11 protein-coding genes and 1 riboswitch are annotated in these 17,309 nt (G+C 71.8%); of the genes, 4 read left to right on the top strand and 7 right to left on the bottom strand.

All coding sequences use genetic code 11. The features are described from left to right. Positions 1-245 precede the first annotated feature (245 nt). The 3 genes from ABT297_RS13365 to serA all read right to left on the bottom strand — a co-directional run bounded on the left by ABT297_RS13365 (position 246) and on the right by serA (position 4,292). Positions 246-1,343, bottom strand: coding sequence for a branched-chain amino acid aminotransferase (locus tag ABT297_RS13365; RefSeq protein WP_350548422.1), 1,098 nt, complete (start codon positions 1,341-1,343; stop codon positions 246-248). A 169-nt stretch (positions 1,344-1,512) separates the two neighbouring features. Then, on the bottom strand, positions 1,513-2,541 hold the full coding sequence (locus ABT297_RS13360; RefSeq protein ID WP_350548420.1) for a 3-isopropylmalate dehydrogenase: 1,029 nt from the start codon (positions 2,539-2,541) through the stop codon (positions 1,513-1,515). A 140-nt stretch (positions 2,542-2,681) separates the two neighbouring features. Continuing rightward, positions 2,682-4,292 (bottom strand): phosphoglycerate dehydrogenase, encoded by a 1,611-nt coding sequence (gene serA / locus ABT297_RS13355; RefSeq protein ID WP_350548418.1) that lies wholly within the window; start codon positions 4,290-4,292, stop codon positions 2,682-2,684. A 274-nt stretch (positions 4,293-4,566) separates the two neighbouring features. Between serA and ABT297_RS13350 the strand changes: the two genes are divergently transcribed. Continuing rightward, positions 4,567-4,998, top strand: a complete 432-nt coding sequence (locus ABT297_RS13350) for a TipAS antibiotic-recognition domain-containing protein (protein ID WP_350548416.1) — start codon at positions 4,567-4,569, stop codon at positions 4,996-4,998. Positions 4,999-5,187: 189 nt separating this feature from the next. On the opposite strand, the gene ilvC is transcribed toward ABT297_RS13350, so the two are convergent. The 3 genes from ilvC to ABT297_RS13335 are packed head-to-tail and all read right to left on the bottom strand — an operon-like array spanning position 5,188 to position 8,619. Beyond that, positions 5,188-6,201 (bottom strand): ketol-acid reductoisomerase, encoded by a 1,014-nt coding sequence (ilvC, locus tag ABT297_RS13345; protein WP_350548414.1) that lies wholly within the window; start codon positions 6,199-6,201, stop codon positions 5,188-5,190. A gap of 48 nt (positions 6,202-6,249) precedes the next feature. Then, the gene (gene ilvN, locus ABT297_RS13340; RefSeq protein WP_344613581.1) at positions 6,250-6,768 is read right to left on the bottom strand and encodes an acetolactate synthase small subunit; all 519 of its coding nucleotides are present in this window, start codon (positions 6,766-6,768) and stop codon (positions 6,250-6,252) included. Positions 6,769-6,783: 15 nt separating this feature from the next. Beyond that, positions 6,784-8,619, bottom strand: a complete 1,836-nt coding sequence (locus ABT297_RS13335; RefSeq protein WP_350548411.1) for an acetolactate synthase large subunit — start codon at positions 8,617-8,619, stop codon at positions 6,784-6,786. Positions 8,620-8,858: 239 nt separating this feature from the next. Here ABT297_RS13335 and ilvD point away from each other — a divergent pair, with 239 nt between their 5' ends. Both ilvD and glyA read left to right on the top strand, forming a co-directional pair. Next, entirely contained in the window at positions 8,859-10,712 is a 1,854-nt protein-coding gene (gene ilvD, locus ABT297_RS13330; RefSeq protein WP_350548409.1) for a dihydroxy-acid dehydratase, read from the top strand. A 37-nt stretch (positions 10,713-10,749) separates the two neighbouring features. After that, positions 10,750-10,838: riboswitch (ZMP/ZTP riboswitch) on the top strand. A gap of 23 nt (positions 10,839-10,861) precedes the next feature. After that, positions 10,862-12,124 (top strand): serine hydroxymethyltransferase, encoded by a 1,263-nt coding sequence (glyA, locus tag ABT297_RS13325; RefSeq protein WP_350548407.1) that lies wholly within the window; start codon positions 10,862-10,864, stop codon positions 12,122-12,124. Between the two features lie 49 nt (positions 12,125-12,173). Here the strand turns inward: glyA and ABT297_RS13320 are convergent, their stop codons facing one another. Further along, positions 12,174-16,544 carry a hypothetical protein gene (locus tag ABT297_RS13320; RefSeq protein WP_350548405.1) on the bottom strand — a complete coding sequence of 1,457 codons (4,371 nt, stop codon included), beginning with the start codon at positions 16,542-16,544 and terminating at the stop codon, positions 12,174-12,176. A 291-nt stretch (positions 16,545-16,835) separates the two neighbouring features. Here ABT297_RS13320 and ABT297_RS13315 point away from each other — a divergent pair, with 291 nt between their 5' ends. After that, a complete protein-coding gene (locus tag ABT297_RS13315; RefSeq protein WP_350548403.1) occupies positions 16,836-17,255 on the top strand; it encodes a PH domain-containing protein in 420 nt (139 codons plus the stop codon). Positions 17,256-17,309 lie beyond the last annotated feature (54 nt).

The following is a 17,309-nucleotide window of genomic DNA, read 5'->3' as shown; positions in this document are numbered from 1 at the left end:
CGCTGGTCAGCGTAAGGACAGACCCGCCGGCGCCGCGGACGGTCAAGCCGGGGACGGGCCGCGGCTCCAACCTGGGTCGCTGGTCAGCGTAAGGACAGACCCGCCGGCGCCGCGGACGATCAAACCAGCGATGGGCCGCGGCTCCAACCTGGGTCGCTGGTCAGCGTAAGGACGGACCGGCCGGGGCATCCGCGGACGCGAACGGCGCCGGGGCGAGCCCGGCGCCGCTCTTTGTAAAGCATTGGTTACAGAACGCGGTGGACCCAGCCATACGGGTCGGGTGCGGTGCCGCGCTGGATCGACACGAGCTGCTCGCGCAGGCTCATCGTCACCTCGCCGGCCTTGCCGTCGCCGATCGTGAACTCGCCGTCGGCGTCACGCACGGTGCCGATCGGGGTGATCACCGCCGCGGTGCCGCACGCGAACGCCTCCCGCAGCCGGCCGCTGTTCGCGTCGGCGCACCACTGGTCGTACGAGTATTGCTCCTCCCGGACCGTGAGGCCCCCGTCCGCGGCCAGCCGCAGCACCGACTCGCGGGTGATGCCGGGCAGGATCGTGCCGGTCAGCGGCGGGGTGGCGATCGAGCCGTCGTCGAAGACGAAGAACACGTTCATGCCGCCAAGCTCCTCGACGTAGCGCTGCTGCGCCGCATCGAGGAAGACGACCTGGTCGCAGCCGTGCTCCATCGCCTCGGCCTGCGCCACCAGGCTGGCGGCGTAGTTGCCGCCGCACTTGGCCGCGCCTGTGCCGCCGGGGGCGGCGCGGCTGTACTCCCGCGAGACCCAGACGCTGACCGGCTGCACGCCGCCCTTGAAGTAGCTGCCGACCGGGGAGGCGATGATCAGGAAGACATACTCGGCGGAGGGCTTGACGCCGAGGAAGACCTCGCTCGCGTATTCGAACGGGCGCAGGTAAAGGCTGCCCTCCGGGTCGTCGGGGATCCAGTCGCGGTCGACCCGGATGAGCGCCTCGAGGGCGTCGAGGAAGAGCCGCTCCGGTACCTGCGCCATGGCGATCCGCCGGGCCGAGGCGCGGAACCGGGCCGCGTTGGCGTCGGGGCGGAACATCGTCACACCGCCGTCGGCGGCCCGGTAGGCCTTGAGCCCCTCGAAGACCTCCTGCGCGTAGTGCAGGACCGCGGTCGCGGGGTCCATCGGGATCGGGCCGCGCGCCTCGACGCGGGCGTCATACCAGCCCTTGCCCTCGGCGTAGCGCACGGTGACCATGTGATCGGTGAAGATCCGGCCGAATCCGGGGTTGGCCATCAGCGCGGATCGCTCCGCGGCGGCTACGGGCTGCGGATTCTGACGAATCTCGAAGTCGAGCGTTTCACCGCCGTTCATGCATGCCTCCACAAAAGGTTGCGCCGGCACGCTCACGCCGCGTGCCGTGTCTGCAACTTACCCGAACGGACGTTCAATCGCAGCCAGGGCGCCGGGCGTCGAAGATGCGGAGCTCGGGGCGAGCTCTCACCGAACTCGCCCCGAACTCCACATCGAGCTCACACCAGGCTCAAGCCACGGCGGCGGCGAGGCGGTCGCCGATCGCCTCCGTGGACAGCGCGGTGCCCGGGGTCCGCGTGGCCACCTCGGCGCCGACCGCCTCGCTGACCCGCGCCGCGGCCTCGGGGTGACCGAGGTGGTCCAGCAGCAGCACGGTGGACAGCACGGCGGCCGAAGGGTCGGCGACGCCCTTGCCCGCGATGTCCGGCGCCGAGCCGTGCACGGGCTCGAACATCGACGGGAACACCCGCTCCGGGTTGATCGAACCGCTGGCGGCCAGGCCGATGCCGCCGGTGACCGCGGCGGCGATGTCGGTGAGGATGTCACCGAAGAGGTTGTCGGTGACGACGACGTCGTAGCGCTGCGGGTTGGTCACCAGGAACATGGCGGCGGCGTCGACGTGCTGGTATTCGGTCTCGATGTCCGGGAAGTCGGCCTTGACCGCGTTGAAGGTGCGCGCCCACAGCCCGCCGGCGTGGGTGAGGACGTTGGTCTTGTGCACCAGCGTCACCTTGCGGCGCGGGCGCTTCTCGGCCCGCGCGAACGCGTCACGGATGACCCGCTCGACGCCGTGGCGGGTGTTGAGGCTCTCCTCGGTGGCGACCTCGGCGGCGGTATCGGGGTGCAGGTTGCCGCCGGCGCCCACGTAGAGGCCCTCGGTGCCCTCGCGGACCACGACCAGGTCGATCTCGCCGGGCTTGACGCCCGCCAGGGGGCTGGTCGTGCCGGGCCACAGGCGGGAGGGGCGGAGGTTGACATACTGATCGAAGTCGAACCGCAGCTTGAGCAGCAGGCCCCGCTCCAGCACGCCCGGCGGGACGCTGGGGTCGCCGACGGCACCGAGCAGGATGGCGTCGTGGCCGCGCAGCTCGTCCAGGACGCTACCGGGCAGCACCTCGCCGGTGCGGTTGTAGCGGGCGGCGCCCAGGTCGTAGTCGGTCGTCTCGACATCCGGCAGGACGACGCGCAGCACCTTCAGCGCCTGCGCCACGACCTCCGTGCCGATGCCGTCACCAGCCACAACCGCGATCTTCGCCACCACTGACCCCTCTCGTTAGACCCGTCAACGGTACGCCGCCGTCCTATTCCGTGGACGGGCGTCCCGATCATTGGGATCAGCAGGGGGAATGAGGGCGGGGAGCGCCGCCACGCTCCCCGCCCTCGTTGGAGGAAGGTCCCCTAGTCGGCGGACAGGTCCGCCGTGCTCGCCGCGGTCGCACCGATGGCCTGCTGGGCAGCGCCGAGCAGGTCCGCCTCCACGGCCGTGTCGACGGTCAGCGTCATGAGCGCCTCCCCGCCGGCCTCGCGCCGGGCGACCTGCATCGCCGCGATGTTCACCCCCGCCGAACCCAGTATCGACCCGACTGTCCCCACCACGCCGGGGCGGTCGGCGTAACGGAAGAACAGCAGCACGCCCTCGGCCGCGAGCTCGAGGCTGAAGCCGTTGATGTCGGTGAGCTTCAGCGCCTCGCGCGGGCCGGCGACGTATGTGCCGGACACCGAGGCTACTCGCCCGTCCGGCAGGGCTCCACGCACGGTCACCAGGTTGGGCTGGTCGGAGGAGTCGGTGAAGACCGCGAGGGCGACCTCGACGCCTCGATCGGCGGCCAGGTGCGGGGCGTTGACGTAGGTGACCTGCTCGGCCACGACGCTGCCGAACAGGCCCTTCGTGGCGGCCAGCTTGAGGACCGACACATCGTGCTTGGCCACCTCGCCGTGCACCTCGACCGTCACCGCGGACGCGATGCCCCCGGCCACGGCGGTGAAGACGGCGCCCAGCCGCTCGGCCAGCGGCAGCAGCGGCCGGACCTCCTCGGCGACGACGCCACCGGCCTGGACGTTCACGGCGTCGGGGACGAACTCGCCGTCGAGTGCGAGCTTGACGCTGCGCGCCACCGCGAGCCCGGCCTTGTCCTGCGCCTCGACCGTCGAGGCGCCCAGGTGCGGCGTGGCGACCACGCTGTCGAACGCGAACAGCGGCGAGGCGACGCACGGCTCCTTCGCGAACACGTCGATGCCGGCGCCGGCGACCCGCCCGTCCGCGATCGCGTCGGCCAGGGCCTGCTCGTCGATCAGGCCGCCGCGCGCCGCGTTGATGATCCGCACGCCGGGCTTGACGATCGCGAGCTCGCGCACGCCGATGAGGCCCACCGTCTCCGCGGTCTTGGGCAGGTGGATCGAGATGAAGTCGCTCTCCCGCAGCAGCTCGTCGAGGCCCAGCAGGCGTACCCCGAGCGCGGCGGCCCGGGCGGGCTGGATGTACGGGTCGTATGCGACGAGGCGCACCCCGAAGGCAGCCATGCGCTGGGCGAACAGCACGCCGATGCGGCCGAGCCCGACCACGCCGACGACCTTGCCGGACAGCTCCACGCCGCTGTACTTCGACCGCTTCCACTCCCCCGCCTTGAGCGCGGCGGACGCGGCGGCGGTGTTGCGCGCGACGGCGAACAGCAGCGCGACGGCCTGCTCGGCGGCGGAGATGATGTTGGACGTGGGTGCGTTGACCACCATGACGCCGCGCGCCGTGGCGGCCGGCACGTCGATGTTGTCGAGGCCGACGCCCGCGCGGGCGACGACTCTCAGCCGGGGCGCCGCGGCGACCGCCTCGGCGTCGATCTGGGTGGCGCTGCGCACGATCACGGCACTGGCGTCGGCGAGCGCGGCGAGCAGCGCGGGCCGGTCGGTGCCGTCGATGTGGCGGACCTCGTAGTCGTCGGCGAGCACCTCGAGAGCGGACGGGGCCAGCTCCTCGGCGATGAGCACCACCGGGCGGTCAGGAGGGAGGGTCATAAGCGTCCTCGACTTCCGGGCTTCGGTTGGCGTCGACTGCGGGGCGCGCGGCACTGCCCGCCACGCACGGGGGAAACGCTCCAGGCCAGGCGGTCGGCCCTTCAGGCGATGGTAGGCCCGCAGCTCCAGTGGCCCGCGACCGTGAAGACGTGAGCGCGATCACAGCGAGCCGCGCTGGTGCCACGCTCCGGCATCCGGTGACCCGCCGGCAGGGCCGAACACGACGCTCAGCGGGGGTTGACCCTCCAGTGGCTGGAGACTCCAGGCTTGGGGCATGACGACGAACCTGACGCCCGAGGAGAAGCGGGAGCTCTTCGGGGACTTCGATCCCGACACGTACGCCGGCGAGGCGCGCGAGCGGTGGGGGGACACCGACGCCTACCGGGAATCGGCGCGGCGCACCGCGAGCTACACCAAGGCCGACTGGGCGCGGATCCAGGCAGAGACGGCCGAGAACACCGCGGCGTTCGCGGCGGCCTTCACCGGCGGCGTCGCCGCCTCCGACCCGCGGGCCATGGACCTCGCCGAGGCGCACCGCCGGCACCTCGGGCGGTGGTTCTACGACTGCCCGGTCGAGATGCACCGGGGGCTCGGCGACATGTACGTCGCGGATCCCCGGTTCACCGCCAACTACGACACCGAGCACCCGGGGCTGGCGCAGTACATCCGCGACGCGATCCACGCCAACGCCGCCCGTCAGGGCTGATCCGGGGCTCTTGGCACCGCGGGCGCGGAAGGAAGGCGCGCCGGCGCCGACCGGTGTCTCGCGGGAGGAACGGACCGCGGGTGACGCGGGCCCGAGCCATGAAAGGTCATGAAACGGAAGCGGGGCCCCTCACGGTGAGGGGCCCCGCGGCCGTGTCAGGCGGTATCGGTGATCAGGCGGCCTCGGTGATCAGGCGGTCTCGGTGATGGGGCGGTCGACCCAGCTCATCATCGAGCGCAGCTGCTTGCCGGTCTCCTCGATCGGGTGGTTGGCGCCCTGCTCGCGGTACTTGGTGAAGTTCGGGCGGCCCGCGTCGTCCTCGGCGATCAGCTCGCGGGCGAACTCGCCCGACTGGATCTCGCCCAGGATGCGCTTCATCTCCTCCTTGACCCTCGCGTCGATCACGCGCGGGCCGCGGGTGTAGTCGCCGTACTCGGCGGTGTCGGAGACGCTGTAGCGCATGCGGGCGATGCCGCCCTCGTACATCAGGTCCACGATGAGCTTGAGCTCGTGGAGGCACTCGAAGTAGGCGATCTCCGGGGCGTAGCCCGCCTCGGTGAGGACCTCGAAGCCGGTCTGGACCAGGGCCGACGCGCCGCCGCAGAGCACGGCCTGCTCGCCGAACAGGTCGGTCTCGGTCTCCTCCTTGAACGTGGTCTTGATGACGCCGGCGCGGGTGCCGCCGATGCCGGCCGCGTAGGCCAGGGCCAGCTGCAGCGCGTTGCCGGTGGCGTCCTGCTCGACGGCGACGAGACAGGGCACGCCCTTGCCGTCGACGAACTGGCGGCGGACCAGGTGGCCCGGGCCCTTCGGGGCGACCATGCACACGTCCACGTCCGCGGGGGGCGTGATCAGCCCGAAGCGGATGTTGAGGCCGTGGCCGAAGAAGAGCGCCTTGCCGGCGGTCAGGTTCGGGGCCACGTGGTCGGCGTAGAGCGAGCGCTGCGCCGTGTCCGGCGCGAGGATCATGATGACGTCCGCCTCGGCGCTGGCCTCGGCCGGGGTGAGGACGCGCAGGCCCTGCTCCTCGGCCTTGGCGCGGCTCTTGGACCCCTCGGGCAGGCCGATGCGCACGTCGACGCCGGAGTCGCGCAGGCTCAGCGCGTGGGCGTGGCCCTGGCTGCCGTAGCCCAGCACCGCGACCTTGCGGCCCTGGATCAACGACAGGTCGGCGTCGTCGTCGTAAAACACCTCGGCGGGCATTTTGTGTTTCCTTTCGGGAGTTTCAGGGGGATGCGGCGCGGAGCGCCCTTATGAAGCGGCGCGCAGCGCCGGACCGGTCGTGATGGAGCGTGAACCGCGGCCGATGGCCACGACGCCTGACTGGACCATTTCCTTGATACCGAACGGCTCCAGGTCACGAAGCAGCGCGTCCAGCTTTTCCGACGTGCCGGTCGCCTCGATGGTGAGGGCGTCGGCGGCGACGTCGACCACGCGGGCCCGGAACAGGTTCACGGTCTCGAGGACCTGCGAGCGCACCGGACGTTCCGCGCGCACCTTCACCAGCAGCAGCTCGCGCTGGACGCTGGCGGTGGTGTCGAGTTCGACGATCTTCAGGACCTGCACGAGCTTGTTGAGCTGCTTGGTGACCTGTTCCAGCGGGGATTCGTCCGCGTTGACCACGATCGTCATCCGGGAGACCTCAGGGTGCTCGGTCTCGCCGACGGCCAGGGAGTCGATGTTGAAGCCGCGCCGGGCGAACAGACCGGCGACGCGGGCCAGTATGCCGGGCTTGTTCTCCACCAGGACGGAGAGTGTGTGCTTGGCCATGATCGGTCGACTCTCCTACACGTCGTCCTGGTCGAACGCGGGGCGGACGCCCCGCGCGAACATGATCTCGTCGTTGCTGGTGCCTGCGGCCACCATCGGCCACACCATCGCATCCTTGCCGACCACGAAGTCGACGACGACCGGCTGGTCCGTGACCTTCATCGCGGCCTCGATCGTGGCATCGACGTCGCGCTTGGTCTCACAGCGCAGCCCGACGCAGCCCAGCGCGTCGGCGAGCTTCACGAAGTCGGGGATGCGGTGCTTGTGGGTGCCGAGCTCGGTGTTGGAGTACCGCTGGTCGTAGAACAGCGTCTGCCACTGCCGGACCATGCCCAGGTTGCCATTGTTGATGACGGCCACCTTGATCGGGATGCCCTCCAGGGCGCAGGTCGCCAGCTCCTGGTTCGTCATCTGGAAGCAGCCGTCGCCGTCGATCGCCCACACCGTCTTGTCCGGCATGCCGACCTTGGCGCCCATCGCGGCCGGGACCGCGTAGCCCATCGTGCCCAGGCCGCCCGAGTTGAGCCAGGTGGCCGGGTGCTCGTACCGGATGAACTGGGCCGCCCACATCTGGTGCTGGCCGACCCCGGCGGTGTAGATGGCGTCCGGGCCGACGATCTTGCCGATTCTTTCGATGACGTACTGCGGCGACAGCGTCCCGTCCGAGGGCTCCTCGTAGCCGAGCGGGTACCGGCCGCGGATGTCATCCAGCGTCGCCCACCAGTCCTTGAGCGCCGGCTGGCGCCCGGCCGCCTGCTCGGCCGTCACCGCGGCGATGAGCTCCTCGATGACGTGCTTGGCGTCACCGACGATCGGCACGTCCGCGACCCGGTTCTTGCCGATCTCGGCCGGGTCGATGTCGGCGTGGATGACCTGCGCGTTCGGCGCGAACGTGGACAGTTCGCCGGTGACGCGGTCGTCGAAGCGGGCCCCGATCGCGATCAGGAGGTCCGACTTCTGCAGCGCGTAGACGGCGGCGACCGAGCCGTGCATGCCCGGCATGCCCAGGTGCTGCGGGTGCGAGTCGGGGAACGCGCCGCGCGCCATCAGCGTGGTGACGACCGGGGCGCCGGTCAGCTCGGCCAGCTTGAGCAGCACCTCGGAGGCGTGTGCCTTGATCACGCCGCCGCCGACGTAGAGGACGGGGCGCTTCGCGGCGCCGATCAGCCGGGCCGCCTCGCGGATCTGCTTGCCGTGCGGGTGCAGCGTCGGGTGGTACCCGGGCAGCTCCATCACCGGCGGCCACTTGAACGTCGTCTGCTTCTGCAGCACGTCCTTGGGGATGTCCACCAGGACGGGGCCGGGGCGGCCGGTGCCGGCCAGGTGGAACGCCTCGGCGAGCACCCGGGGCAGCTCCTCGCCGGACTTGACCAGGTAGTTGTGCTTGGTGATCGGCAGCGTGATGCCGGCGATGTCCGCCTCCTGGAAGGCGTCCGTGCCGATGGACTGCGAGCCGACCTGGCCGGTGATCGCGACCATGGCGACCGAGTCCATGTAGGCGTCGGCGATCGGGGTGACCAGGTTGGTCGCGCCCGGGCCGGAGGTGGCCATGCAGACGCCGACCTTGCCGGTGGCCTGCGCGTAGCCGGTGGCCGCGTGGCCGGCGCCCTGCTCGTGGCGGACCAGGATGTGCCGGACGTTCTCGGAGTCGAACAGCGGGTCGTACGCGGGCAGGATCGCGCCGCCGGGGATGCCGAAAACGACGTCGGCGCCAAGGGCCTCGAGCGAGCGGACGAGTACCTGCGCGCCGGTGAGCAGCTCCGTCTGAGAGGGCTGGGGCTTCTTGGTGTCGGCCGCCGGCGTTGTCGGATGCGCTCGGTGGGCGAGGACTTCGGGCGTGGGTCTCGTCATCGCAGTACGCACTTTCGCTCGTAAGGTGTCAAGGCGGACTCAGAGTTCATTTTGGGGAACAGCTCCGGACATGAAAAAACCCCACGTGCTCGGCACGGGGGGCTAGCGCGCTGACGGCAGGCGTCGGCGCGCTAGGCGATAAGTACTCGGAGCGACCTCGACGACATGTGCCCACTCTGACGCATCTCACCGCCTGAGTCAACCGATCCCAGGATGCGGAACGTGTCAGACTCACAGGTATGCCCGAGCTGCGGTCCAAGACCTCCACTTCTGGTCGCAACATGGCCGGCGCACGCGCCCTCTGGCGCGCCACCGGCATGACCGACTCCGACTTCGGCAAGCCGATTGTCGCCATCGCCAACAGTTTCACGCAGTTCGTGCCTGGCCATGTCCACCTGCGCAACCTCGGGACGATCGTCGCCGACACGGTCGCCGAGGCCGGAGGGGTCGCCAAGGAGTTCAACACGATCGCCGTCGACGACGGCATCGCCATGGGCCACGGCGGGATGCTCTACTCGCTGCCCAGTCGCGAGCTGATCGCCGACGCCGTCGAGTACATGGTGCAGGCCCACTGCGCCGATGCCCTCGTGTGCATCTCCAACTGCGACAAGATCACGCCCGGCATGCTGCTCGCGGCCCTGCGCCTCAACATCCCGACCGTGTTCGTCTCCGGCGGCCCGATGGAGGCCGGCAAGACGGTCGCCATCGCGGGCGTGGTGCACGACAAGGACGCCAAGCTCGACCTCATCGACGCGATGATCGCCTCGGCGAACGAGGCCGTCACCGACGAGGAGCTCGGCCAGATCGAGCGCTCCGCCTGCCCGACGTGCGGATCGTGCTCCGGGATGTTCACCGCCAACTCCATGAACTGCCTCACCGAGGCGATCGGCCTGGCGCTGCCGGGCAACGGCTCGACCCTCGCGACGCACGCCGCCCGCCGCGGCCTGTTCGAGCGCGCCGGGTCACTGATCGTCGATCTTTGCCGGCGGTACTACGAGCAGGACGACGCCTCGGTCCTGCCGCGCGCGATCGCCTCTCGGCCGGCGTTCGAAAACGCCGTCGCCCTCGACGTCGCGATGGGCGGCTCGACCAACACCATCCTGCACCTGCTGGCCGCGGCCCGCGAGGCGGAGCTGGACTTCTCCGTCGCGGACATCGACGCGATCTCGCGCCGGGTGCCCTGCCTGGCGAAGGTGGCCCCCAACACGCAGAAGTACCACATGGAGGACGTTCACCGGGCCGGCGGGATTCCGGCGATCCTGGGTGAGCTTTCGCGGGCCGGGCTGCTGGATGAGTCCGTCTGGTCGGTACATTCTCCGACATTTCGGGAATGGGTCGACAAATGGGATATCCGTAGCGGGAAGGCGTCCGAGGAGGCCCTGGAGCTGTTCCACGCGGCGCCCGGGGGCGTCCGGACCACCGAGCCGTTCTCGACGACGAACCGGTGGCACTCGCTCGACACCGATGACTCGGGCGGATGCATCCGCGGCGTCGAGCACGCGTACAGCGCCGACGGCGGGCTCGCGATCCTCTTCGGCAACCTCGCGCCCGACGGGTGCGTCGTGAAAACCGCCGGCGTGCCCGAGGAGAACCTGCGCTTCTCCGGCCGCGCCCGCGTCTTCGAGTCGCAGGACGACGCCGTCGAGGGCATCCTCGCCAAGCGGGTCGTCGCGGGCGACGTCGTGGTCATCCGCTACGAGGGCCCCAGGGGCGGGCCGGGCATGCAGGAGATGCTGTACCCGACGTCCTTTCTCAAGGGCCGTGGCCTCGGCCGCGCCTGCGCGCTGATCACGGACGGCCGCTTCTCCGGCGGTACCTCCGGCCTGTCGATCGGCCACATCAGCCCCGAGGCGGCCGGCGGCGGCCTGATCGCCCTCGTCGAGGAGGGCGACACGATCGACATCGACATCCCGGCCCGCTCCATCGAGCTGCGCGTCGGCGACGAGGAGCTCGCCGCCCGGCGCATCGCGCAGGAGAAGCGTGACCGTCCGTACACCCCGCTCGACCGTGAGCGCCCGGTGTCGGCCGCTTTGCGCGCTTATGCCTCGATGGCGACCTCGGCGAGTGACGGCGCTTACCGGCGCGTTCCGTAACTGAACGCCTTCCCCGGTGGCCGGTTCCACTATGATCGACGTCATCTGCGACTGGCGCACGTCAAGGTGGAACCGACCACCGGGGAGCTCCTAAGCATCGCGGCACCGCGCGCCTGGGTGCCCGATCGGCACCTGCCAGGAGGAAGCGCATGCACGTCCCAGCACTGACCGCCCTCAGCGAGGCCGACCCGGAGCTGGCCGGTCTGATCCAGAACGAGGCCGAGCGGCAGCACGACACCCTCCGGATGATCGCCTCGGAGAACTACGTCTCCCAGGCCGTCCTGGAGGCCACCGGCACCGTCCTGACCAACAAGTACTCCGAGGGCTACCCCGGCAAGCGGTACTACGAGGGCCAGCGGTTCATCGACCCGATCGAGGAACTCGCGATCGCCCGGGCCAAGTCGCTCTTCGGCGTCGACCACGCCAACGTCCAGCCGTACTCCGGCTCCCCGGCCAACCTCGCCGTGTACATGGCCCTCGCGAAGCCGGGCGACACGATCATGGGCATGGCGCTGCCCATGGGCGGCCACCTGACCCACGGCTGGTCGGTCTCGGCCACCGGCGCCTGGTTCCGCGCCGTGCAGTACACCGTCCGCAAGTCCGACGGCCGCGTCGACTTCGACGAGGTGCGCGACATCGCGCTGCGCGAACGGCCGAAGCTCATCTTCTCCGGTGGTACGGCGATCCCGCGCACGATCGACTTCCCGCGCTTCGCCGAGATCGCCCGCGAGGTCGGCGCCGTGCTCGTCGCCGACATCGCCCACATCGCCGGCCTGATCGCCGGCGGCGCGCACCCGTCCCCGGTCGGCCACGCCGAGGTCATCTCGACCACCACGCACAAGACCCTGCGCGGCCCGCGCGGCGCGATGCTCATGTGCGACGAGCAGCACGCGAAGGCCATCGACAAGGCCGTCTTCCCCGGCCTGCAGGGCGGCCCGCACAACCACACCACGGCGGGCATCGCGGTCGCGCTGGGCGAGGCGGCGACGCCGCAGTTCCGGGCGTACGCGCACCAGGTCGTCGCCAACGCCAAGGCGCTGGCCGAGGCCCTCGTCGAGCGCGGCTTCGACCTGGTCTCGGGCGGCACCGACAACCACCTGATCCTGCTCGACCTGACCGGCAAGGGCATCGGCGGCAAGCCGGTGGCGAAGGCGCTGGACCGCGCCGGCATCGAGACCAACTACAACACCGTGCCGTACGACACCCGCAAGCCCTTCGACCCGTCGGGCGTGCGGCTCGGCACCCCCGCGCTTACCACGCGCGGCCTGACCGAGGCCCAGATGCCCCAGGTGGCCGACTGGATCTCCCGCGCCGTCGACGCTGCGGTCAAGGAGGACGAGCCGGTGCTGGACGTCGTCGCGGGCGAGGTCCGGGAGCTGCTGTCGGCGTACCCGATGGCCGGCTGGCGGTAGACCTGCCACAAAGGGGCGCCCCGTTCGCGGGCGCCCCTTTGCTTTGTTCTTACTTACGGCGGAGGAAGCGCCGGGACCGCGCTTTGGGCTCCTCGTCGAGATTGAGCTCGAGCGGCGCTAGATCTTCGAACGCCCCCTCGTCCCACTTGCGCTGCTCAGGGATCCGGTCCCCGTCACCCCCGCGGCGATCGCTTTCCTGGTACCCGCCGTCCTGCTTCCCATCAGCGACTCGTCCCGCGCCGAAACCTCGATCACCGGCCGTCCGGTCGCCGCCGACTCGGTCGGCAGCGGCTCGGTCGGCAGTGGCAGCCCAGTCCGCGACGGCAGCTCGATCGGCAGTGGCAGTTCGGTCAGTGGCAGTTCGGTCAGTGGTAGCCGCTCGATCGGCAGTGGCAGCCTGATCGGCAGTCGCAGCCCAGTCCGCGACGGCAGCCCGGTCAGTGGTGGCCGCTCGATCGGCAGCAGTTCGGTCGACGGCGGCCCGGTCGCCAGCAGCCGCCCGGTCAGCGCCGGCGGCTCGATCGGCACCGGTGGCTCGGTCGGCAGTGCCGTCGTTTCCGGCCGCCGTGCGGTCCCATCGGCTGGTCGCCTCGGTCGCCCACCCTGCGCCCGCGCCTGCGTCGCCGCCCCCGCGCTCCGGCTCGGCCGCGGGTGCGGCGTCCTTGCCGGCGCCCTTCTTCCGTCCCCAACGCGAGCGCTTGGCCTTCTCAGCGGCCCCGGCCGGCTTGGCCTCGGCGTCCCACCAGGCCTCCTCCTGCCCGCCGCCCGCGCCGCCACCCTGCCCTTGCCACGCCTCCGCGCGCGCGTCTTGCCCGCGCTGATCCGGCGCAGCCGTCCACGCCTCGGCGCGACCACCCTCGTCACCCCGGTCCGGAGCACTCGGCCACTCCCCGAAGCGCCCAGCCTCCTCCCGCGCGTTCGGAGCGCCCGGCCACGTCCCGGCTCGGTCGCCCTCGTCACGCGGGTTCGAAGCGCCCGGCCACGACCCGGCCCGGTCGCCCTCGTCACGCGGGTTCCGAGTGCTCGGGAACGCTTCGGTGCGCCCTCCCTCCTCCCACGCGTTCGGAGCGCCCGGCCACGACCCGGCCCGGTCACTCTCGTCACGCGGGTTCCGAGTGCTCGGGAACGCCTCGGTGCGCCCAGCCTCCTCCCACGCGTTCGGAGCGCCCGGCCACGACCCTGCGCGGCCACCCTCCTCCCGCGCGTTCGGAGTGCTCGGGAACGCTTCGGTGCGCCCAACCTCCTCGCGCGGATGCGGCTGGCCCGGCCAGGCCCCGCCGCTCACCGGCCGGTCATCGGCCCCCGGAACGCTGGTCCACGCCCCTGTGCTCCCGGACTGCTCACGCGCGCCGCCAAACGTCGGCCGCGCCTCGGCACCTGCACCGCCAGTCCGATCGTTCGACCCAGAAACGTTGGACTCCGCGTCCGCGCGGGATTCGGAGACCTCGCGTTCGGCCGCCTGCTGAGCCGCCCGATCCCGCCGCCGGATCGACCGCGACGCCGGGTCCGACTCCCAGGATCGCCGAAGCTCGAGTGGCTTGGCCACGAGCTCGGGCGCATCCCCCTCGAACAGGCTCCCGCCCCACGAGGGCCGCTCCCCACGCGCGGCGGGCGGACGCGCAACGGACGGCCGATCCTCAGTTCCACGATCGAAGGACGGCTGCTCCGCCGCACGCCACTCAACCGCCGGCCGCTCCGCCGCGGACGCCTCAGCGGGCGAGCTCTCCGCTGCGCGCCACTCAACCGAGGGTCGCTCCACCGCGGACGGCTCCACGGGAGATCTCTCCGCTGCGCGCCACTCAGCCGAGGGCCGTTCCGCCGACGACGCCTCCGCGGGCGGCGCGGCTGCGGCGCTCCAGTCAACCGACGGCCACTCCACCGGCGACGGCAGGGACTGGGACTCCGCTGGCGGCGTCTCCGCCGCACGCCATTCCACCGACGGCCGCTGCACCGGGGACGGCTCCACGAGGGGCGTCTCCACGGAACGCCACTCCACCGACGGCCGCTCCGTGGGCCGCCATTCCGACGACAGCCCCTCTAGCGACGACGGCTCCGCAGACGGCTGCTCCGCCGGAGGTGCCTCGGCCGAGGACCACTCGAACGGTGGCCGGTCGTCCGCCCACCCCCTCCGCGCGGGTGCGGACGGTTCGCCCTGCGGCTCCGCGGCACGCTCGGACACGCCCCATGCACTCCGCGGCTCCGCCGTCGACGGCTCGGCCGCGACACTCGGCCGTTCCACCGGCGGCTCGGGTGCGAACGAGTCGCGCCACGAGGGGGTCGCGGGCGGCTCGGGTGCGGCAGTCCAGGGCTCCACCGCCGGACGCGCGGGCGCGGCAGTCCACAGCTCGGAACCCACGTGCTCGGAAGCGGCCGCCGCAGTCCACGGCTCGGAAGCCGAACGCTCGGATGCGGACGCCGCGCTCCACGACTCCGAGATCGGAGGCTCGGATGCGGGCGCCGCACTCCACGGCTCAGAACCCGGACGCTCGGAAGCGGGCGGCGCAGTCCACGACTCAGAACCCGGACGCTCGGGAGCGGAACCGGTCTCCTCGGGCTCGGTCCATGCTCGCCGACGGCCGCCTGTGCCCTCATCGGCTGCCGAACTGGGCCACGTCCCCGCCTCGTACGTCACCGGGAAGTCGTCGGCCGAGCTACTCCACCGGAACCGATCCCCGGACGCAGGTACGTCACCGCTGCCCGTGCTCGACCACGACGCCCCCGACGACCACGTGTCAGAACCGCCGTCGCCCTCCGTTCGGACGCGTTCCGGCCGGGTCGGCTCGGCGGGCGAGGGTTCCGAGGTGGCGCCGTACGACAAGGATGTTCCCTCCGCAGCCCACGCCGCCAGCCGGCTGGCGGAGTCGTTGTCCCAGTCGCCGACCAGCTCCCGGGTCGATCGTGCCTCCCAGGACGTGTCCGCGTCATGGCCCGCGTCCGCGCGGCCGTCGCGGCCTGGAGCGCCGTGGCCGGACGCATCGTCGCGGCCACGCGAGGCACTGCCGAACTCGTCACCGCGACCGCGCGCAGAGCCGAACGCGTCGTCGCGGGCCCCGACGCCGAACTCGTCATCGATGCCGCGCTCCGGGGTGAAATCATCGCCGCGGCTGCGCGCGGGGGCCGCATCGTCGTTGCGGCCGCGTGCGGTGGGGGTCAACGCGTCGTCGTAGTCGTGGGGGGTGTCGGGCATCGGGTCGGTGTCCGACGGGGCGTCCGCGTCCGGGGCGTCGCCGCGGTCGCCGGCACTGCGCGCCAGGCGGCTCAGCCGGGCCCGCATCGCGCCGTTGCCGGGGCGCCAGACGGTGATGGGGGTGGACGCGGGCGGCGCGGCCGAGCCGAGCAGTGCCGGCGGTTCCGGTGCCGCGTCCTCGCCGGCCGCCGCGGCGAACGCGGCGTCGGTGGGCAGGGCGTCGCGGTCCGTGGGTGGCTCGGACGCCTCGCGGGCGAAGGTGCGCGGCGAGGCCAGCGGCTCGGGCAGCGTGCTGCCGGCGGCGATGAACAGCAGGCGCTCCATGACGTGCAGGTCCACGTGGTACGGGTCGGCGGACAGCCAGCGACCCGCGGCCTCGGCCATCTCGTGGGCGTGGACCAGGTGCAGGTGCTCGCCGGGGGCTACGGTGATCACGAGGTCTTCGCTGACGTCGCCGCGCGCGGGGGCCACCACGAGGTAGCCGCGGACGGCGCCGCCGACCTCGGCCAGCTGTTCGCGCCATGTGTGCACCTCGGCGGCCAGGCTGTCGACGTCCTCGGAGCCGGGCACGAACAGGCGGCCGCCGCGCAGGACCTGGCCCGCGGCGTCCATCGTGAACTCGCCGTGCGGCCAGACCGTGGGCAGGAACAGCGCGACGCGGCGGCCGGCGGCGACGAGGTGGGTGCAACCGCCCTCGCCCAGGGCGAAGAAGCGGGCGCTGGGGATCGCCTCGAGCTGCTTGAGGTGCGGCAGGTGGTCGTCGGCCTTGCCCCACCAGCGGCGGCCGCTCACCGCCTCGTCGATGGACAGGCGGGACACCCGACGCGCGTCGAGCAGGAGGGCGGACAGGAAGGCGCCCACCAGCGGTACCACGAAAGCCAGATTGATCCCGATGAAAGCCAGGACGCCGAGGAGGTCGAACCAGCTCTCGGGCAGGCGCCCGCGCGTGGCCGCGCCCCAGGCGACGGAGCCCGCGACGCCGGTCAGGATCGCGAAGAGCGGGAAGCCGCGCAGCGTGAGCACCACCACACCGGCGAGCGCCGCGATCGCGGCCGCGCCCCACAGGATGCTGAGCTCCTTGATGCCCCAGCCGGCGACGGCGAGCCCGAGGAGCGTCGCCGCGGCCAGTAGCGCGCCGGCCACGATGCCGGTCGGGCGCACCCCGACCCGCCTGCTGCTCTTGACACCGGCGGCCCACGAAGAGGGCGCGTCACGGCGGAAAGTGGTGGTCAAGTCCTAGCCTCCCGCCACGGCCGACAGCCCGCGAAGCGGGACATATCGACGCCGACCGCCCCGCAAACCATCCCGTCCGAGAGCGATCTCGTCAAGCACGGCACCGAGCGTAACTCCGGCCGCCGGTGCTAGCGAACGCCTGGTCCGGGTCGACCAGCGCGCAGCCCGGTCGCGACGGACCGGGCGCAGGCACCCTGTCCTTCTCGGACACCAGTTCCCATCCCCCACGGCGCTCAGTATGCCCGCACCACCGCGCGGAAGCAGTTCCTCTCAAGGTGGGAGGATGGCTGCGTGAGCACCAAGGTCAAGGTCAAGTTCCGGCGCAGTGCAGCGCTCGCCGTCGCCGCGGGCATCACCGTGATCGGTGCCATTCCGCTGCTCGCCGAGAGCGTCTGGTTCCTGGCGGTACTCCTGGTCCCGCTCGCCATCACCGTCTGGGCCTGGCGGGCCGGCACCGACGTCAACGAGCGGGGCTTCACCGTTCGCGCGCTGCTGGGCAGCCGGACGGTGCCGTGGAACGCGGTCGACGGCCTGGTGTCCGACGGTCGGACGGTGCACGCCCGCCTCGCCAACGGCCACCTGGTGCCGCTGGACGCGGTACGCCCCGCGGACCTCCCCCGCCTCGTCAAGGCGAGCGGGCGCGACCTGGAGACCGACCGCCCCGCGACCGCCGACGACGAGCCCGCGGAGCCGGCCCAGCCGACCGCGTGACCGGGATCTCGCCGTCACCAGGCCGCGGCCTCGGCGCGGCGGCGCTCACCGCGA

Source organism: Dactylosporangium sp. NPDC000555 (assembly GCF_040300025.1).
GTDB lineage: Bacteria > Actinomycetota > Actinomycetes > Mycobacteriales > Micromonosporaceae > Dactylosporangium.
Note: the sequence above shows the minus strand (reverse complement) of the source record. Positions and strands in the feature narration are given on the sequence as shown.